The sequence below is a fragment of the Kitasatospora sp. NPDC018619 genome (genome assembly GCF_044391605.1).
Classification (GTDB): domain Bacteria; phylum Actinomycetota; class Actinomycetes; order Streptomycetales; family Streptomycetaceae; genus Kitasatospora.
The window spans coordinates 394,201-407,249 of record NZ_JBISAI010000003.1 but is presented as its reverse complement, the minus strand read 5'-3'; the positions used below and the strand labels follow the sequence as shown (position 1 = coordinate 407,249).

The following is a 13,049-nucleotide window of genomic DNA, read 5'->3' as shown; positions in this document are numbered from 1 at the left end:
TGCGCGCGGACCGGCACCGGCTCGACCGGCACCGGCGGGACACCCCGTACGGACCATTCTCCGGCACCTTCCCCACGGTGCGCTCACGGACGACACCGGACCGCCCTCCGTGTGGGAACCGACGGCCCGGGAGGCCCGACAGCGCCGCCGAGCTGTGTTTTCCGGTCAACCGGGTAACGATCCGGCATGCCGCCGCCGAATTTCTACGCGCGTAGCCGAAAGCCGTCTATCCTCTGACCCGTGAACGCTTCTCCTCAGTCGGTCGTCTCCGCCGACCCCTACGCCGCCGCCCAGGCCGCCGCCGAGCGCCTGCGCGAGCTGACCGGTGCCGAGCGGCACGACGTCGCCCTGGTGATGGGCTCCGGCTGGGTGCCGGCCGCCGACGCCCTGGGCGAGACCGTGGCCGAGTTCCCGGTCACCGAGCTCCCGGGCTTCCCCGCCCCCGCCGTGGCCGGCCACGCCGGCAAGATCCGCTCGGTGAAGATCGGCGACAAGCGCGCCCTGATCTTCCTCGGCCGCAACCACTACTACGAGGGCCACGGCGTGGCCACCGTCGTCCACGGCGTGCGCACCGCCGCCGCGGCCGGCTGCGGCATCATCGTGCTGACCAACGGCTGCGGCGGCCTGCGCCAGGGCTGGACGCCCGGCCAGCCGGTCCTGATCAGCGACCACATCAACCTCACCGCGGACTCCCCGATCGTCGGCGCCAACTTCGTCGACCTGACGGACCTGTACTCCAAGCGCCTGCGCGCGCTGTGCCGCGAGGTCGACCCGTCGCTGGACGAGGCCGTCTACGTCCAGTTCCGCGGCCCGCACTACGAGACCCCGGCCGAGGTCAACATGGCCCGGGTGATCGGCGGTGAGCTGGTCGGCATGTCCACCACCCTGGAGGCCATCGCCGCCCGCGAGGCCGGCTCCGAGGTGCTCGGCATCTCCCTGGTCACCAACCTGGCCGCCGGCATGACCGGCGAGCCGCTCAACCACGCCGAGGTGCTGGAGGCTGGCAAGGCCTCCGCCGAGCGCATGGGCGAGCTGCTGGCGAAGGTCCTTGAGCGGATCTGACGCCCGGCAGGCGCAGAATCATGACTGACGGGGCCCACGGGCGGCGTGATCCGCTGATCACGCCCTCCCGTGGGCCCCGTCCGCGTGCGCGACCCCCGCTCCCGACACCCGGTCGCAGCGGAGCCCTCCCGACCCACAGCGGAACCCCAGGCCGACACACCGACGCACTTCCCGATGGAGCTGGCATGACGCAGGCACTCACCCCCGACCTCCTCGCCCGGGCCCGGACCTGGCTGGCCGAGGACCCCGACCCGCAGACCCGCGCGGAGCTCGCCGCCCTGCTGGCCCGGGCCGAGGACCCGGAGGCCGCGACCGACGGCAAGCTCGCCTGGGCGGAGCTCGCCGAGCGCTTCTCCGACCGCCTCCAGTTCGGCACCGCCGGCCTGCGCGGCGAACTCGGCGCCGGCCCGATGCGGATGAACCGCGCCGTGGTGATCCGGGCCGCCGCCGGCCTGGTCGCGTACGTCAGGCAGCAGGGCCTGGGCGACCTGGTCGTCATCGGCTACGACGCCCGCCACAAGTCGTACGACTTCGCCCGCGACACCGCGGCCGTGGTGGTCGGCGCCGGCCTGCGCGCCGCGCTGCTGCCGCGCCCGCTGCCGACCCCGGTGCTCGCCTTCGCCGTCCGCCACCTGGGAGCAGCCGCCGGCGTCACCGTCACCGCCAGCCACAACCCGCCGCAGGACAACGGCTACAAGGTCTACCTGGGCGACGGCTCGCAGATCGTCCCGCCGGCCGACGCCGGGATCGCCGCCGAGATCGACGCGATCGGCTCGCTGGAGGAGGTCCCGCGCGCCGCGGAGGGCTGGGAGGTGCTCGGCGAGGAGGTCGTCGAGGCGTACCTGGCCCGGGCCGTCTCCATCGTCGACGAGCACAGCCCGCGCGACCTGGAGGTGGTGTACACCCCGATGCACGGCGTCGGCCGCGACACCCTGGTCGCCGCGTTCCGCCGGGCCGGCTTCCCCGCGCCCACCGTGGTCGCCGAGCAGGCCGAGCCCGACCCGGACTTCCCGACGGTGGCCTTCCCCAACCCGGAGGAGCCGGGGGCGATGGACCTCGCCTTCCGCACCGCCGCCTCCGTCGGCCCGGACATCGTGATCGCCAACGACCCGGACGCCGACCGCTGCGCGGTGGCCGTGCCGGTCAACGGCAACGCGGGGGGCAGCGGCAACGGCGCCTCCGGCTGGCGGATGCTGCGCGGCGACGAGGTCGGCGCACTGCTCGGCTCGGCCCTGGTCGCGAAGAAGGCCGAGGGCACCTTCGCCACCACCATCGTCTCCGCCACCCTGCTCGGGCGGATCGCCGAGGCCGCGGGCCTGGGCTACGCCGAGACGCTGACCGGCTTCAAGTGGATCTCCCGCGCCGACGGCCTGCGCTACGGCTACGAGGAGGCGCTCGGCTACTGCGTGGACCCGCAGGGCGTGCGGGACAAGGACGGCATCACCGCCGCCCTGCTGGTCGCCGAGCTCGCCGCGACCCTCAAGACGTCCGGCCGCACCCTGTCCGACCTGCTGGACGACCTGGCGCTGGAGCACGGCCTGCACGCCACCGACCAGCTCTCCGTCCGGGTCCAGGACCTCTCGCTGATCGCCGACGCCATGCGCCGCCTGCGCGAGCAGCCGCCGACCGTGCTGGCGGGCCTGCGGGTCACCCGCGCCGACGACCTGTCGGCCGGCTCGGCCGACCTGCCGCCCACCGACGGCCTGCGCTACTACCTGGCCGGCGAGGGCGTCCGCTCGGCCCGCATCGTGGTCCGCCCGTCGGGCACCGAGCCCAAGCTCAAGTGCTACCTGGAGGTCGTCCTCCCGGTCGCCTCGGCCGCCGGCCTCGCCGCCGCCCGCGAGCGCGCCGCCGCGCTGCTGGCCACCGTCAAGCAGGACCTCGCCGAGGCCGCGGGCATCACCGCCTGAGTCCGCGCCCGGACGCGGAAGGGGCCCGCCGGTCGTGACCGGCGGGCCCCTCGACGTCTCCGTCCGGCGGCGTCAGAGCGCGATGACCGTGACCAGGGCGGCCAGGCCGAGCAGGGTCGGGGCGATGATCCACCAGCACCAGCGGACCTCGACCGGCCCCGCCGCGGCGGGCCGGGCGGCGTTGCGCTCGGCCATCTCCTGGAGGACCGCGGTGACCTGGTCGGACCAGGCCCGGGTCGGGTCGGGCGAGCCCTGGACGACCGGGTTGGTCCGCTTGGCCATGCCCAGCCCCAGGCCGGTCCGGGAGGCGTGCTCGGCGGCGCCGGAGCTCTGCGCCCGGGTGGCCCGCTTGCGCTGCCGCAGCGACACCGGCACCGCCCAGACCTGGAACTTCCTCCCGCCGGCCAGCAGCTCGACCGAGTACCCGGCGCGCAGCGCGTCCACCGAGGCCCAGGGCGCGACGACGGTCCGCCACGGGTTGCGCACCACCAGCCGGTCGCGGCCGGCCGTGACGACCGGGCGCAGCGTGTACGCGATCACCGGGAAGGCGAACACCGGCACCGCGGCGAGCGCGACGTACGGCGTCTTCCCCGTCCCGCTCGCCACCGCGTCGCCGACCAGCCAGGCGGCGACGACCAGCAGCAGCACGCCGGAGATCACCCCGGGGACAGAGCGGTACACGCGGTCCGCGTACGCGGGGTCCCCGTCGGGGGCGTCCGGGCCCCGGCGGGGCCCGTCGTCGGAATCGGTCATGGCGTCGATTCTGCCCCATGGCCCGAGCGGCCCACAGGCTCGGCCGATCACGGTTCGACGGCTATGCGGCCCCGAGGATCTCGATCCGACAACGGGCCCCGCCCGCCGTGCCCATCCAGGGGTCGCAGCCGAGCAGCGTCGCGCCCAGGGCTTCCGCGAGCGCGATGGACGAAGCGTCGTACGAGCTGTGGCTGTGCCGCAGCTGCCGGACCCGGGGCATCAGCGGCTCGGCCTTCATCCGCCGCATCGGCAGGTCCTGCAGATCCGCCAGCGCCTCGGCGACCACCTCGTCGGTGAGCCGCTGGTCCTTCGTCGCGATCCCCCGCAGGGCGCTGACCACCTCGTAGTCCGGCAGGCTGGGGGCGAAGAAGGCATCCCCCTTGCGCAGCCGGGCCTCGACGGCGTCAGCCAGACGATCGTCGAACACCAGCAGGGTGACCAGTGCCGACGAGTCGATCACCGCCGGGCTCATGAGGCGCCCGGAGCAATCGACCTGCCCGGGATTCACCCGGCGGCGTGAACCCCCTCCGCCCCCAGGTCTCGGTCCGGCCACGAATAGCGGGCGCCCTGGCGGCCCACTACGCGCGTAGATATGCTGCTCTGGTGACTATGTCCACTGTTGCAGCCAATGCCCCCGGCGTTGCGGGCAGCGGCCTTCAGGACGTTGCGGCGTCCGAGGCCTCGCTCCGCCGCTTCCTGCACGGCCTGCCCGGCGTCGACCAGGTCGGCCTGGAGGCGCGCGCCGCCGCTCTCGGTACCCGCTCGATCAAGACCACGGCGAAGGCGTACGCCATCGACCTGGCGATCTCGATGATCGACCTGACCACGCTGGAGGGCGCGGACACGGTCGGCAAGGTGCGCGCGCTGTGCGCCAAGGGCAGGACCCCCGACCCGTCCGACCCGACCACCCCGCGCGTCGCCGCCATCTGCGTCTACCCGGACATGGTCGCCACCGCGAAGGCCGCCCTGCGGGGCACCGGCATCCAGGTCGCCTCGGTGGCCACCGCCTTCCCGGCCGGCCGCGCCGCCCTCCCGGTCAAGCTCGCCGACACCGCCGACGCGGTGGCCGCGGGCGCCGACGAGATCGACATGGTGATCGACCGCGGCGCCTTCCTCTCCGGCCGCTACCTCGACGTGTACCGCGAGATCGTGGCCGTCAAGGAGGCGTGCAGGCGCCCCGACGGCAGCTCCGCGCACCTCAAGGTGATCTTCGAGACCGGCGAGCTCCAGACCTACGACAACGTCCGCCGGGTCTCCTGGCTGGCGATGCTGGCCGGCGCCGACTTCATCAAGACCTCCACCGGCAAGGTGGCCGTCAACGCGACCCCGCCGGTCACCCTGCTGATGCTGGAGGCCGTCCGCGACTTCCGCGCGGCCACCGGCGTCCAGGTCGGCGTCAAGCCCGCCGGCGGCATCCGCACCACCAAGGACGCCATGAAGTACCTGGTGATGGTCAACGAGACCCTCGGCGACGACTGGCTGACCCCGCACTGGTTCCGCTTCGGCGCCTCCAGCCTGCTCAACGACCTGCTGATGCAGCGCCAGAAGCTGGCCACCGGCCGCTACTCCGGCCCCGACTACGTGACGGTGGACTGATCACCATGGCCAAGAAGAAGAACACCGAGGAGCCCGTGGCCGAGCCCGCCGGCGGCCTCTTCGCCTACGCCCCCGCCCCGGAGTCCCCGGCCGCCGCGGGCGACATCGCCACCTCCTACGGCCACTTCATCGGCGGCGAGTTCGTCGACTCCTCCGGCAACGAGGCCCTGAAGACGGTCAACCCGGCCACCGAACAGGTGCTCGCCGAGTTCGCCCAGGGCACCGAGGAGGACGTGGACCGCGCGGTCGCCGCCGCCCGCGGGGCCTTCGCCGACTGGTCGGCGCTGCCCGGCAGCGAGCGCGCCAAGTACCTGTTCCGGATCGCCCGGATCATCCAGGAGCGCAGCCGCGAGCTGGCCGTGCTGGAGTCGATCGACAACGGCAAGCCGATCCGCGAGACCCGCGACGTCGACCTGCCGCTGGTCGCCGCGCACTTCTTCTACTACGCGGGCTGGGCGGACAAGCTGGACTACGCCGGCTTCGGCCCGAACCCGCGCCCGCTGGGCGTGGCCGGCCAGGTCATCCCGTGGAACTTCCCGCTGCTGATGCTGGCCTGGAAGGTCGCGCCCGCGCTGGCGACCGGCAACACGGTCGTCCTGAAGCCGGCCGAGACCACCCCGCTGACCGCGCTGCGCTTCGCCGAGATCTGCCGCCAGGCCGGCCTGCCGAAGGGCGTCGTCAACATCGTCACCGGTGACGGCCGCACCGGCGCCGCGCTGACCGGCCACCCGGACGTCAACAAGGTCGCCTTCACCGGCTCCACCCCGGTCGGCCGCGCCATCGCCAGGCAGCTGGCCGGCACCCGCACCAAGCTCTCGCTGGAGCTGGGCGGCAAGGCCGCGAACATCGTCTTCGACGACGCGCCGATCGACCAGGCGGTCGAGGGCATCGTCAACGGCATCTTCTTCAACCAGGGCCACGTCTGCTGCGCGGGCTCGCGCCTGCTGGTCCAGGAGTCGGTCCAGGACGAGCTGCTGGACGCCCTGAAGCGCCGGATGGCCACCCTGCGGGTGGGCGACCCGCTGGACAAGAACACCGACATCGGCGCCATCAACTCGGCCGAGCAGCTGGCCCGGATCACCGCGCTGGCCGAGGCCGGCGAGGCCGAGGGCGCCGAGCGCTGGTCCCCCGCCTGCGAGCTCCCGGGCACCGGCTTCTGGTTCAGGCCGACCCTGTTCACCGGCGTCAGCCAGGCCCACCGGATCGCCCAGGAGGAGATCTTCGGCCCGGTCCTGTCGGTGCTGACCTTCCGCACCCCCGCCGAGGCGGTCGAGAAGGCCAACAACACCCCGTACGGCCTCTCCGCCGGCATCTGGACGGAGAAGGGCTCGCGCATCCTCTGGATGGCGGACCGGCTCCGGGCCGGCGTGATCTGGGCCAACACCTTCAACAAGTTCGACCCGACCTCGCCGTTCGGCGGCTACAAGGAGTCGGGCTACGGCCGCGAGGGTGGCCGCCACGGTCTGGAGGCCTACCTCGATGTCTGATGTCGCGACGCGTCTTGACGTCTTCAAGACCTACAAGCTGTACGTCGGCGGGAAGTTCCCGCGCTCCGAGAGCGGGCGGGTGTACGAAGTGACCGACTCGAAGGGCGAGTGGCTCGCCAACGCCCCGCTGGGCACCCGCAAGGACACCCGCGACGCCGTCCTGGCCGCCCGCAAGGCGGTCAAGGGCTGGTCCGGCGCCACCGCGTACAACCGCGGCCAGGTGCTGTACCGGGTCGCCGAGATGCTCCAGGGCCGGCGCGAGCAGTTCGCCGCCGAGGTGTCCGTCTCCGAGGGCGTCGGCTCGAAGAAGGCCGCCGCGCTGGTGGACGCCGCGATCGACCGCTGGGTCTGGTACGCGGGCTGGACCGACAAGGTCGCCCAGATCGCGGGCGGTGCCAACCCCGTCGCCGGGCCGTACTTCAACCTCTCCACCCCGGAGCCGACCGGCGTGGTCGGGATCGTCGCCCCGCAGGCCGGGTACGGGCACTCGCTGCTCGGCCTGGTCTCGGTGATCGCCCCGGCGATCGCCACCGGGAACGCGGTCGTGGTCGCGGCCGCCGCGGACGCCCCGCTGCCCGCGCTGTCGCTGGGCGAGGTGCTGGCCACCTCGGACGTCCCGGGCGGCGTGGTCAACATCATCTCGGGCGCCACCGCGGACATCGCCCCGACCCTGGCCTCGCACCAGGACGTCAACGCGCTGGACCTCACCGGGGCCATCGCCGCCGACGGCCCCGGCGCGGCGAAGGCGCTGGAAGCCGCCGCCGCGGATACCCTGAAGAGGGTGGTCCGTCCGGTGCTGGACCCGTTCGCCCAGGACTGGACCAATGCGCCCGGTACGGACCGGCTACTCTCGTTCCTGGAGACGAAGACGGTCTGGCACCCGAAGGGGATCTGACCTCCGCCGCTCCGCCGCCCGACGCAACGCCGGGCACAACTCCACAGACTGGCCGTCCCCAGTGCCCTCACCCCCCCAGGGCCCGGACGGTCATAGGACGGACCCGCGCCTCTCCCCCCCTGGCGCGGGTCCGTCGACTTTCGTCACCGGCCCCGGCGACCTTCGGCGCTCCCCGGGCCCGCGCACCCGGACCATGATCGTCCGTACCGGAAACGCACGAGGGGGAGCCGTGGGAGAGTTGATCGCCGAGCTGGCACCGCTGTTCGCGGACGGCCTCCTGCGCGGGTGGCACGTCTCCCGCACCCGCAGGCGGCTGGCCGCCGGACGGCCGGTACGGGTGCCGTGCTCGGCCCGCTCCGACCGGCCCGGCTGGCAACGCGCCTACACCAACGGGACGTTGCGCATCACCCCGGGCGCCGGGAAGGCCACCTTCGGCTCCCGCTCGCTCGGCCGCACCGACCTGCCCGTCGGCGGCACCTTCCACGAGCCCGAGCCCGACACCTGGCACAGCCAGGACTGGGCCGCCACCGGCTACCGGCCGCCCGGCGGAGGCGAGCCGGTCTACCTCCAGGTCGACAGCCGCTACCTCCCGCTGCTGCACGCCGCCCTCGCCGCCCCGGACGCGATCCGGAAGGTGTGAGCCGGACGGTTTCGGCAACCACCCGGGATGCGTCAGACTGGTGTCCCGTGAGTGACTCCCCCATGAACCCCGCACCGACCGGGCATGCCCGGGTGATCCTGCTCTCCGGGCCCTCCGGGTCGGGGAAGTCCTCGTTGGCCGAACGCAGCGGCCTGCCGGTGCTCCAGCTCGACGACTTCTACAAGGACGGGGACGACCCGACCCTGCCGCGGCTGCCGGACGGCGCCGTCGACTGGGACTCCCCGCTCTCCTGGCACCGCGACCGGGCCGTCGCCGCGATCCGCGCCCTGCACGAGCACGGCCGCGCGGACGTCCCGGTGTACTCGATCCCGGACAACGGCCGGGTCGGCACCCGGCACCTGGAGCTGGACGGCGCCGGCGCGTTCATCGCGGAGGGCATCTTCGCCGCCGAGATCACCGCCGAGTGCGCCGGGCACGGCCTGCTCGGCGACGCCCTGTGCCTGCGCAACGGCGCGCTCACCACGGCCTGGCGCCGGCTGCGCCGGGACGTCCGGGAGGGCCGCAAGTCGCTGCCGGTGCTGCTGCGCCGGGGCCTTCGGCTGATGCGGGCCGAGCGGTCCATCGTCGGACGGCAGGTCGCGCTCGGCTCGTACGCGTGCGCCGGCCCGGAGGCCGAGCGGCGGATCCGCGCCACCGCCCGGAGCGCCGAGCTGTCCGCCGTCTGAAGCCGCCCCGGGCACGACACGGGGCCCGGTGCGTCTCCCCCGCACCGGGCCCGCGCCTTCCCCGAACGGTCCTCGGCTCCCCCACGGGCGTCGCTCCCCCGAGCCGCCGCCCCCGGACCGTGACCGTCCGCTTCCCGTCCCCCGACGGGAGTCCTCGTTACGCGACCAGCTCGCCGAACGCCCGGACGGTGTCGCCGGACTTGTTCAGGTGCTCGTCCTCGCGCAGCCGGCGCAGTGCGCGCCAGATGCTGCTCTTGACCGTGCCGACGCTGATCCCCAGCACGTCGGCGATCTCCGGGTCGGTCTTGCCCTCGTAGTACCGCAGCACCAGCATGGTGCGCTGGTTCTCCGGCAGCTTCGCCAGCGCCTGCCAGAGCACGGTGCGCAGCTCGGTGCCGCCCATCGCGTCGGTGTCGCCGGCCGTCTCCGGCAGCTCCTCGGTCGGGTACTCGTTGACCTTGCGGCGCCGCCAGGCGGAGATGTGCAGGTTGGTCATGGTGCGGCGCAGGTACCCGCCGACCGCGGCCTTGTCGGTGATCCGGCCCCAGGCCCGGTAGGTGCTGAAGAGCGCGCTCTGCAGCAGGTCCTCGGCCTCGTAGCGGTCACCGGTCAGGTGGTAGGCCGTGGCGTACAGGGAGGCGCGGCGCTCGCGCACGTACGCGGTGAACTCCGTGATGTGGTCCTCCGCGACGGCCGGGTGCTCCCCCTGCGCGCCTCCCTGCCCGGCCTCGGCGGTGCGGGCCGCCGCGGGGTTCAGCCGCAGCAGCGTCGCACCGGCGGCCTCGCGGCCGGCCGGCTCCCCCGAGCCGACCGTCCGCAGGCCGTTCCCCCCGGTCCCCCGGTTCCCCCCCGGGGCGTCCTTGCCCTCGACGCGGACGGGGAGGATCCCCCGCAGCGTGAGGGTGGTGGCGGAGTCGGCCGAACTCCCCAGACGGCCGATCCCGTACAGCTCCCCCGTCCTGCCGCCGCCGCTCACCCGGCGGGCGACAGGGCTTCCACCGGTGCTGTGCGCGCACCCCCGTACGGTCACGGCACCGGAGTTCTCGTCGGTCCTGACCTCGTACCGGGTCCGGTGGGACGCGGCTGAGGAACGCGCGGTGCGGACAGCCGGGTTGGTCCGGGTCTGAAGCATGGCGTTCATCGTGCGCCCCCTGGGTCGGTACGAGCGGTTCCGGTAGCCGCCCTCCAGCCGGCCTTGCGGCCCGCTGTCCTGCGGCGACAGGGAAAATCCTGCCCGCCGGTTGTGATGGCGCTGTCCGCCGACTGTCACAGGGGTGTCACAGGCGCGGGCCGAACGTCCCGGTCCGCCTCCCTCCGTACCGGACGCCGGTGGCGGCCGTTCCGGTTCCCGGCGGGACGACGGGCGGCCCGGGGGGTGATTCGGCGCTGCCGGTGGGCCAAAATGGGGCCCGTGCCTTTCCTCCTTCTGATCGAGGACGACGACGCCATCCGTACCGGCCTCGAACTCGCCCTCACCCGCCAGGGCCACCGCGTGGCCACCGCCGCCTCCGGCGAGGACGGTCTGAGGCTCTTCAAGGAGCAGCGGCCCGACCTGATCGTGCTGGACGTGATGCTGCCCGGCATCGACGGCTTCGAGGTGTGCCGCCGGATCCGCCGCACCGACCAGCTGCCGATCATCCTGCTGACCGCGCGCTCGGACGACATCGACGTGGTGGTGGGCCTGGAGTCCGGCGCGGACGACTACGTGGTGAAGCCGGTCCAGCCGCGGGTGCTGGACGCCCGGATCCGGGCGGTGCTGCGCCGCGGCGAGCGGGAGAGCTCCGACTCCTCGGCCTACGGCAGCGTGGTGATCGACCGCGCGGCGATGACCGTCACCAAGGACGGGCAGGACCTCCAGCTCACCCCGACCGAGCTGCGGCTGCTGCTGGAGCTCAGCCGCCGCCCCGGCCAGGCGCTCTCCCGCCAGCAGCTGCTGCGGCTGGTCTGGGAGCACGACTACCTCGGCGACTCCCGCCTGGTGGACGCCTGCGTGCAGCGGCTGCGGGCCAAGGTCGAGGACGTGCCGTCCGCGCCGACGCTGATCCGCACCGTCCGGGGGGTGGGCTACCGGCTGGATCCGCCGGCCTGATCCCGACCAGCCCACCCGCCCCGAACTCCCGTACCACGACAGGCTCTTGTGACTGACCATCAGACGACTGCCCGGCGGTTCCCGACGGGCCGGTGGCGTCGGCTGCGCTCCCTGCGGGTGCGGCTGATCGCGGTGTTCGCGGCCGTCGCGCTGCTCGCCGCCGTCTCGGCCTCCGGCATCGCGTACTGGCTGAACCGCGACGCGGTGCTCAAGCGCGCCCAGGACACCGCGCTGAACGACTTCCGGGTCTCGCTCACCCGCAACGTCTCCGACCTGCCGCTGAACGCGACCTGCCCGGAGCTGGCCGCGCTGGCCTCCACCGTGGCCAGCTCCGGCCTGACGTACGACGTCGTGGTGGTCGACGCGGCGCACCCGGAGTGCCCGGCCTCCTCCGACCCGGCGCACTTCACGGCGGCCGACGTCCCGAGCGCGCTGCAGTCCACCGTTGCCAAGCCGCGCGAGGTCAGCGAGAGCAACCCCTACCCGTACCACCTGTACTGGCAGCGGCAGAACCTGGAAGGCCGGCCGTTCGTGATCGGCGGCACCAAGGTGGTGCCGAACGGTCCGACGGCGTACATGTTCAAGTCGCTGGAGAACGAGCGGGCCGACCTCAACACGCTGGGCTGGTCGCTGGCGATCGCCACGCTGCTCGCGCTGATCGGCTCGGCGCTGCTGGCCCAGGCCGCCTCGGCGACGGTGCTGCGGCCGGTCAAGCGGCTCGGCGACGCCGCCCGGCGGCTCGGCGAGGGGCGCCTGGACACCCGGCTGGAGGTCGAGGGCTCGGACGAACTCGCCGACCTGGCGCGGACCTTCAACCGGGCCGCGGAGTCGCTGCACGAGCAGGTCGAGGAGCTCAGCGCGCGCGAGGCGCAGAGCCGGCGGTTCGTCGCCGACATGTCGCACGAGCTGCGCACCCCGCTGACCGCGATGACCGCCGTGACGGACATCCTGGAGGACGAGGCCGAGTCGCTGGACCCGATGATCGAGCCGGCCGTCCGGCTCGTGGTCAGCGAGACCCGGCGGCTGTCCGACCTGGTGGAGAACCTGATGGAGGTGACCCGCTTCGACGCCGGCACCGCCAAGCTGGTCGCCGACGAGGTGGACGTCGCCGACCTGATCATGTCCTGCATCGACGGACGGGCCTGGTACGACGCCGTCGAGGTGGACGCCCCGCGCGGCATCCTGGCCGTGGTGGACCCGCGCCGGCTCGACGTGGTCTTCGCCAACCTGATCGGCAACGCGCTGAAGCACGGCGGCTCGCCGGTGCGGGTCAGGGTCCGCCAGGACGGGGAGTCCGTCGTGGTCGAGGTCTCCGACAGCGGCCCGGGCATCCCCGAGGAGGTGCTACCGCACGTCTTCGACCGCTTCTACAAGGCGGACCGGGGACGGGCCCGCTCGGAGGGCAGCGGCCTGGGCCTGTCGATCGCGATGGCCAACGCCCGGATACACGGGGGAACGATCACGGCGGCGAACGGGGAGGTCGGCGCGGTGTTCACCCTGACGCTGCCGCTGGCCCCGCCGCCTCCGCCCTCCGCGGGCGAGGCCGAGGGCGGCCCCGCCGGCGACGCCGCCGAGGACAAGGACGCCACGTGACCGCCCCGACCGAGACCGCCGCCCCGCGCACCCTCCTGCGCCGCTCCGCCGGCGTGCTGCTGCTGGCCGCGCTGGCCGCCGGCTGCGGCATCCGGCCGACCGCCGTACCGGTCGACGCCGGTGCGCCCGCCAGCCGGACAGCCTGCCCGACCAGCCCGCACATACCGACGGCCCTCGCCACCCCGCCGGGGCCCGCCCCGACGGTGTCCCCGTCCCGCGGCGGCAAGGCGGCCGCGAGCCCGAGCCCGTCGCCCACGCCGGTGGCGCCGGGCAGTGCGCCGCCGGACAACGTCTTCGGCGCGGTGCCGACCACCCCGTCCTGCCGGTAGACCGCCGGG

General features: G+C 73.9%; 13 protein-coding genes. 10 read left to right on the top strand and 3 right to left on the bottom strand.

The window, feature by feature from the left end; genetic code table 11:
• The first annotated feature begins 240 nt into the window (after nt 1-240).
• Together ACH5AR_RS06865 and ACH5AR_RS06860 are read left to right on the top strand one after the other, a co-directional pair.
• Nucleotides 241-1,062, top strand: a complete 822-nt coding sequence (locus tag ACH5AR_RS06865; protein WP_396300297.1) for a purine-nucleoside phosphorylase — start codon at nt 241-243, stop codon at nt 1,060-1,062.
• 185 nt (nt 1,063-1,247) lie between these two features.
• Nucleotides 1,248-2,972 carry a phospho-sugar mutase gene (locus ACH5AR_RS06860; RefSeq protein WP_396300296.1) on the top strand — a complete coding sequence of 575 codons (1,725 nt, stop codon included), beginning with the start codon at nt 1,248-1,250 and terminating at the stop codon, nt 2,970-2,972.
• A 72-nt stretch (nt 2,973-3,044) separates the two neighbouring features.
• Here the strand turns inward: ACH5AR_RS06860 and ACH5AR_RS06855 are convergent, their stop codons facing one another.
• Nucleotides 3,045-3,725, bottom strand: a complete 681-nt coding sequence (locus ACH5AR_RS06855; protein ID WP_396300295.1) for a PH domain-containing protein — start codon at nt 3,723-3,725, stop codon at nt 3,045-3,047.
• Nucleotides 3,726-3,786: 61 nt separating this feature from the next.
• Complete coding sequence (locus ACH5AR_RS06850) at nt 3,787-4,185, bottom strand: type II toxin-antitoxin system VapC family toxin (RefSeq protein ID WP_396300294.1); 399 nt, start codon at nt 4,183-4,185, stop codon at nt 3,787-3,789.
• A gap of 149 nt (nt 4,186-4,334) precedes the next feature.
• On the opposite strand from ACH5AR_RS06850, the gene deoC reads away from it, so the two are divergent.
• The 5 genes from deoC to ACH5AR_RS06825 all read left to right on the top strand — a co-directional run bounded on the left by deoC (nt 4,335) and on the right by ACH5AR_RS06825 (nt 9,029).
• Nucleotides 4,335-5,321, top strand: coding sequence for a deoxyribose-phosphate aldolase (gene deoC, locus ACH5AR_RS06845; RefSeq protein ID WP_396300293.1), 987 nt, complete (start codon nt 4,335-4,337; stop codon nt 5,319-5,321).
• 5 nt (nt 5,322-5,326) lie between these two features.
• Nucleotides 5,327-6,808 (top strand): aldehyde dehydrogenase family protein, encoded by a 1,482-nt coding sequence (locus ACH5AR_RS06840; protein ID WP_396300292.1) that lies wholly within the window; start codon nt 5,327-5,329, stop codon nt 6,806-6,808.
• Nucleotides 6,801-7,703 carry an aldehyde dehydrogenase family protein gene (locus ACH5AR_RS06835; protein ID WP_396300291.1) on the top strand — a complete coding sequence of 301 codons (903 nt, stop codon included), beginning with the start codon at nt 6,801-6,803 and terminating at the stop codon, nt 7,701-7,703. Before ACH5AR_RS06840 ends, ACH5AR_RS06835 begins: the two co-directional genes overlap by 8 nt.
• Nucleotides 7,704-7,932: 229 nt before the next feature.
• Nucleotides 7,933-8,343, top strand: a complete 411-nt coding sequence (locus ACH5AR_RS06830; protein WP_396300290.1) for a hypothetical protein — start codon at nt 7,933-7,935, stop codon at nt 8,341-8,343.
• Nucleotides 8,344-8,390: 47 nt separating this feature from the next.
• A complete protein-coding gene (locus ACH5AR_RS06825) occupies nt 8,391-9,029 on the top strand; it encodes an ATP-binding protein (protein WP_396300289.1) in 639 nt (212 codons plus the stop codon).
• A gap of 157 nt (nt 9,030-9,186) precedes the next feature.
• On the opposite strand, the gene ACH5AR_RS06820 is transcribed toward ACH5AR_RS06825, so the two are convergent.
• Entirely contained in the window at nt 9,187-10,059 is an 873-nt protein-coding gene (locus tag ACH5AR_RS06820; RefSeq protein WP_396300369.1) for a SigE family RNA polymerase sigma factor, read from the bottom strand.
• Nucleotides 10,060-10,440: 381 nt separating this feature from the next.
• On the opposite strand from ACH5AR_RS06820, the gene ACH5AR_RS06815 reads away from it, so the two are divergent.
• The 3 genes from ACH5AR_RS06815 to ACH5AR_RS06805 are packed head-to-tail and all read left to right on the top strand — an operon-like array spanning nt 10,441 to nt 13,040.
• Entirely contained in the window at nt 10,441-11,118 is a 678-nt protein-coding gene (locus ACH5AR_RS06815; protein WP_030257458.1) for a response regulator transcription factor, read from the top strand.
• Between the two features lie 48 nt (nt 11,119-11,166).
• Nucleotides 11,167-12,711: an ATP-binding protein gene (locus ACH5AR_RS06810; protein ID WP_396300288.1), complete on the top strand. Its 1,545-nt coding sequence runs from the start codon at nt 11,167-11,169 to the stop codon at nt 12,709-12,711.
• On the top strand, nt 12,708-13,040 hold the full coding sequence (locus ACH5AR_RS06805) for a hypothetical protein (protein ID WP_396300287.1): 333 nt from the start codon (nt 12,708-12,710) through the stop codon (nt 13,038-13,040). The genes ACH5AR_RS06810 and ACH5AR_RS06805 overlap by 4 nt, the downstream gene beginning before the upstream one ends.
• Nucleotides 13,041-13,049 lie beyond the last annotated feature (9 nt).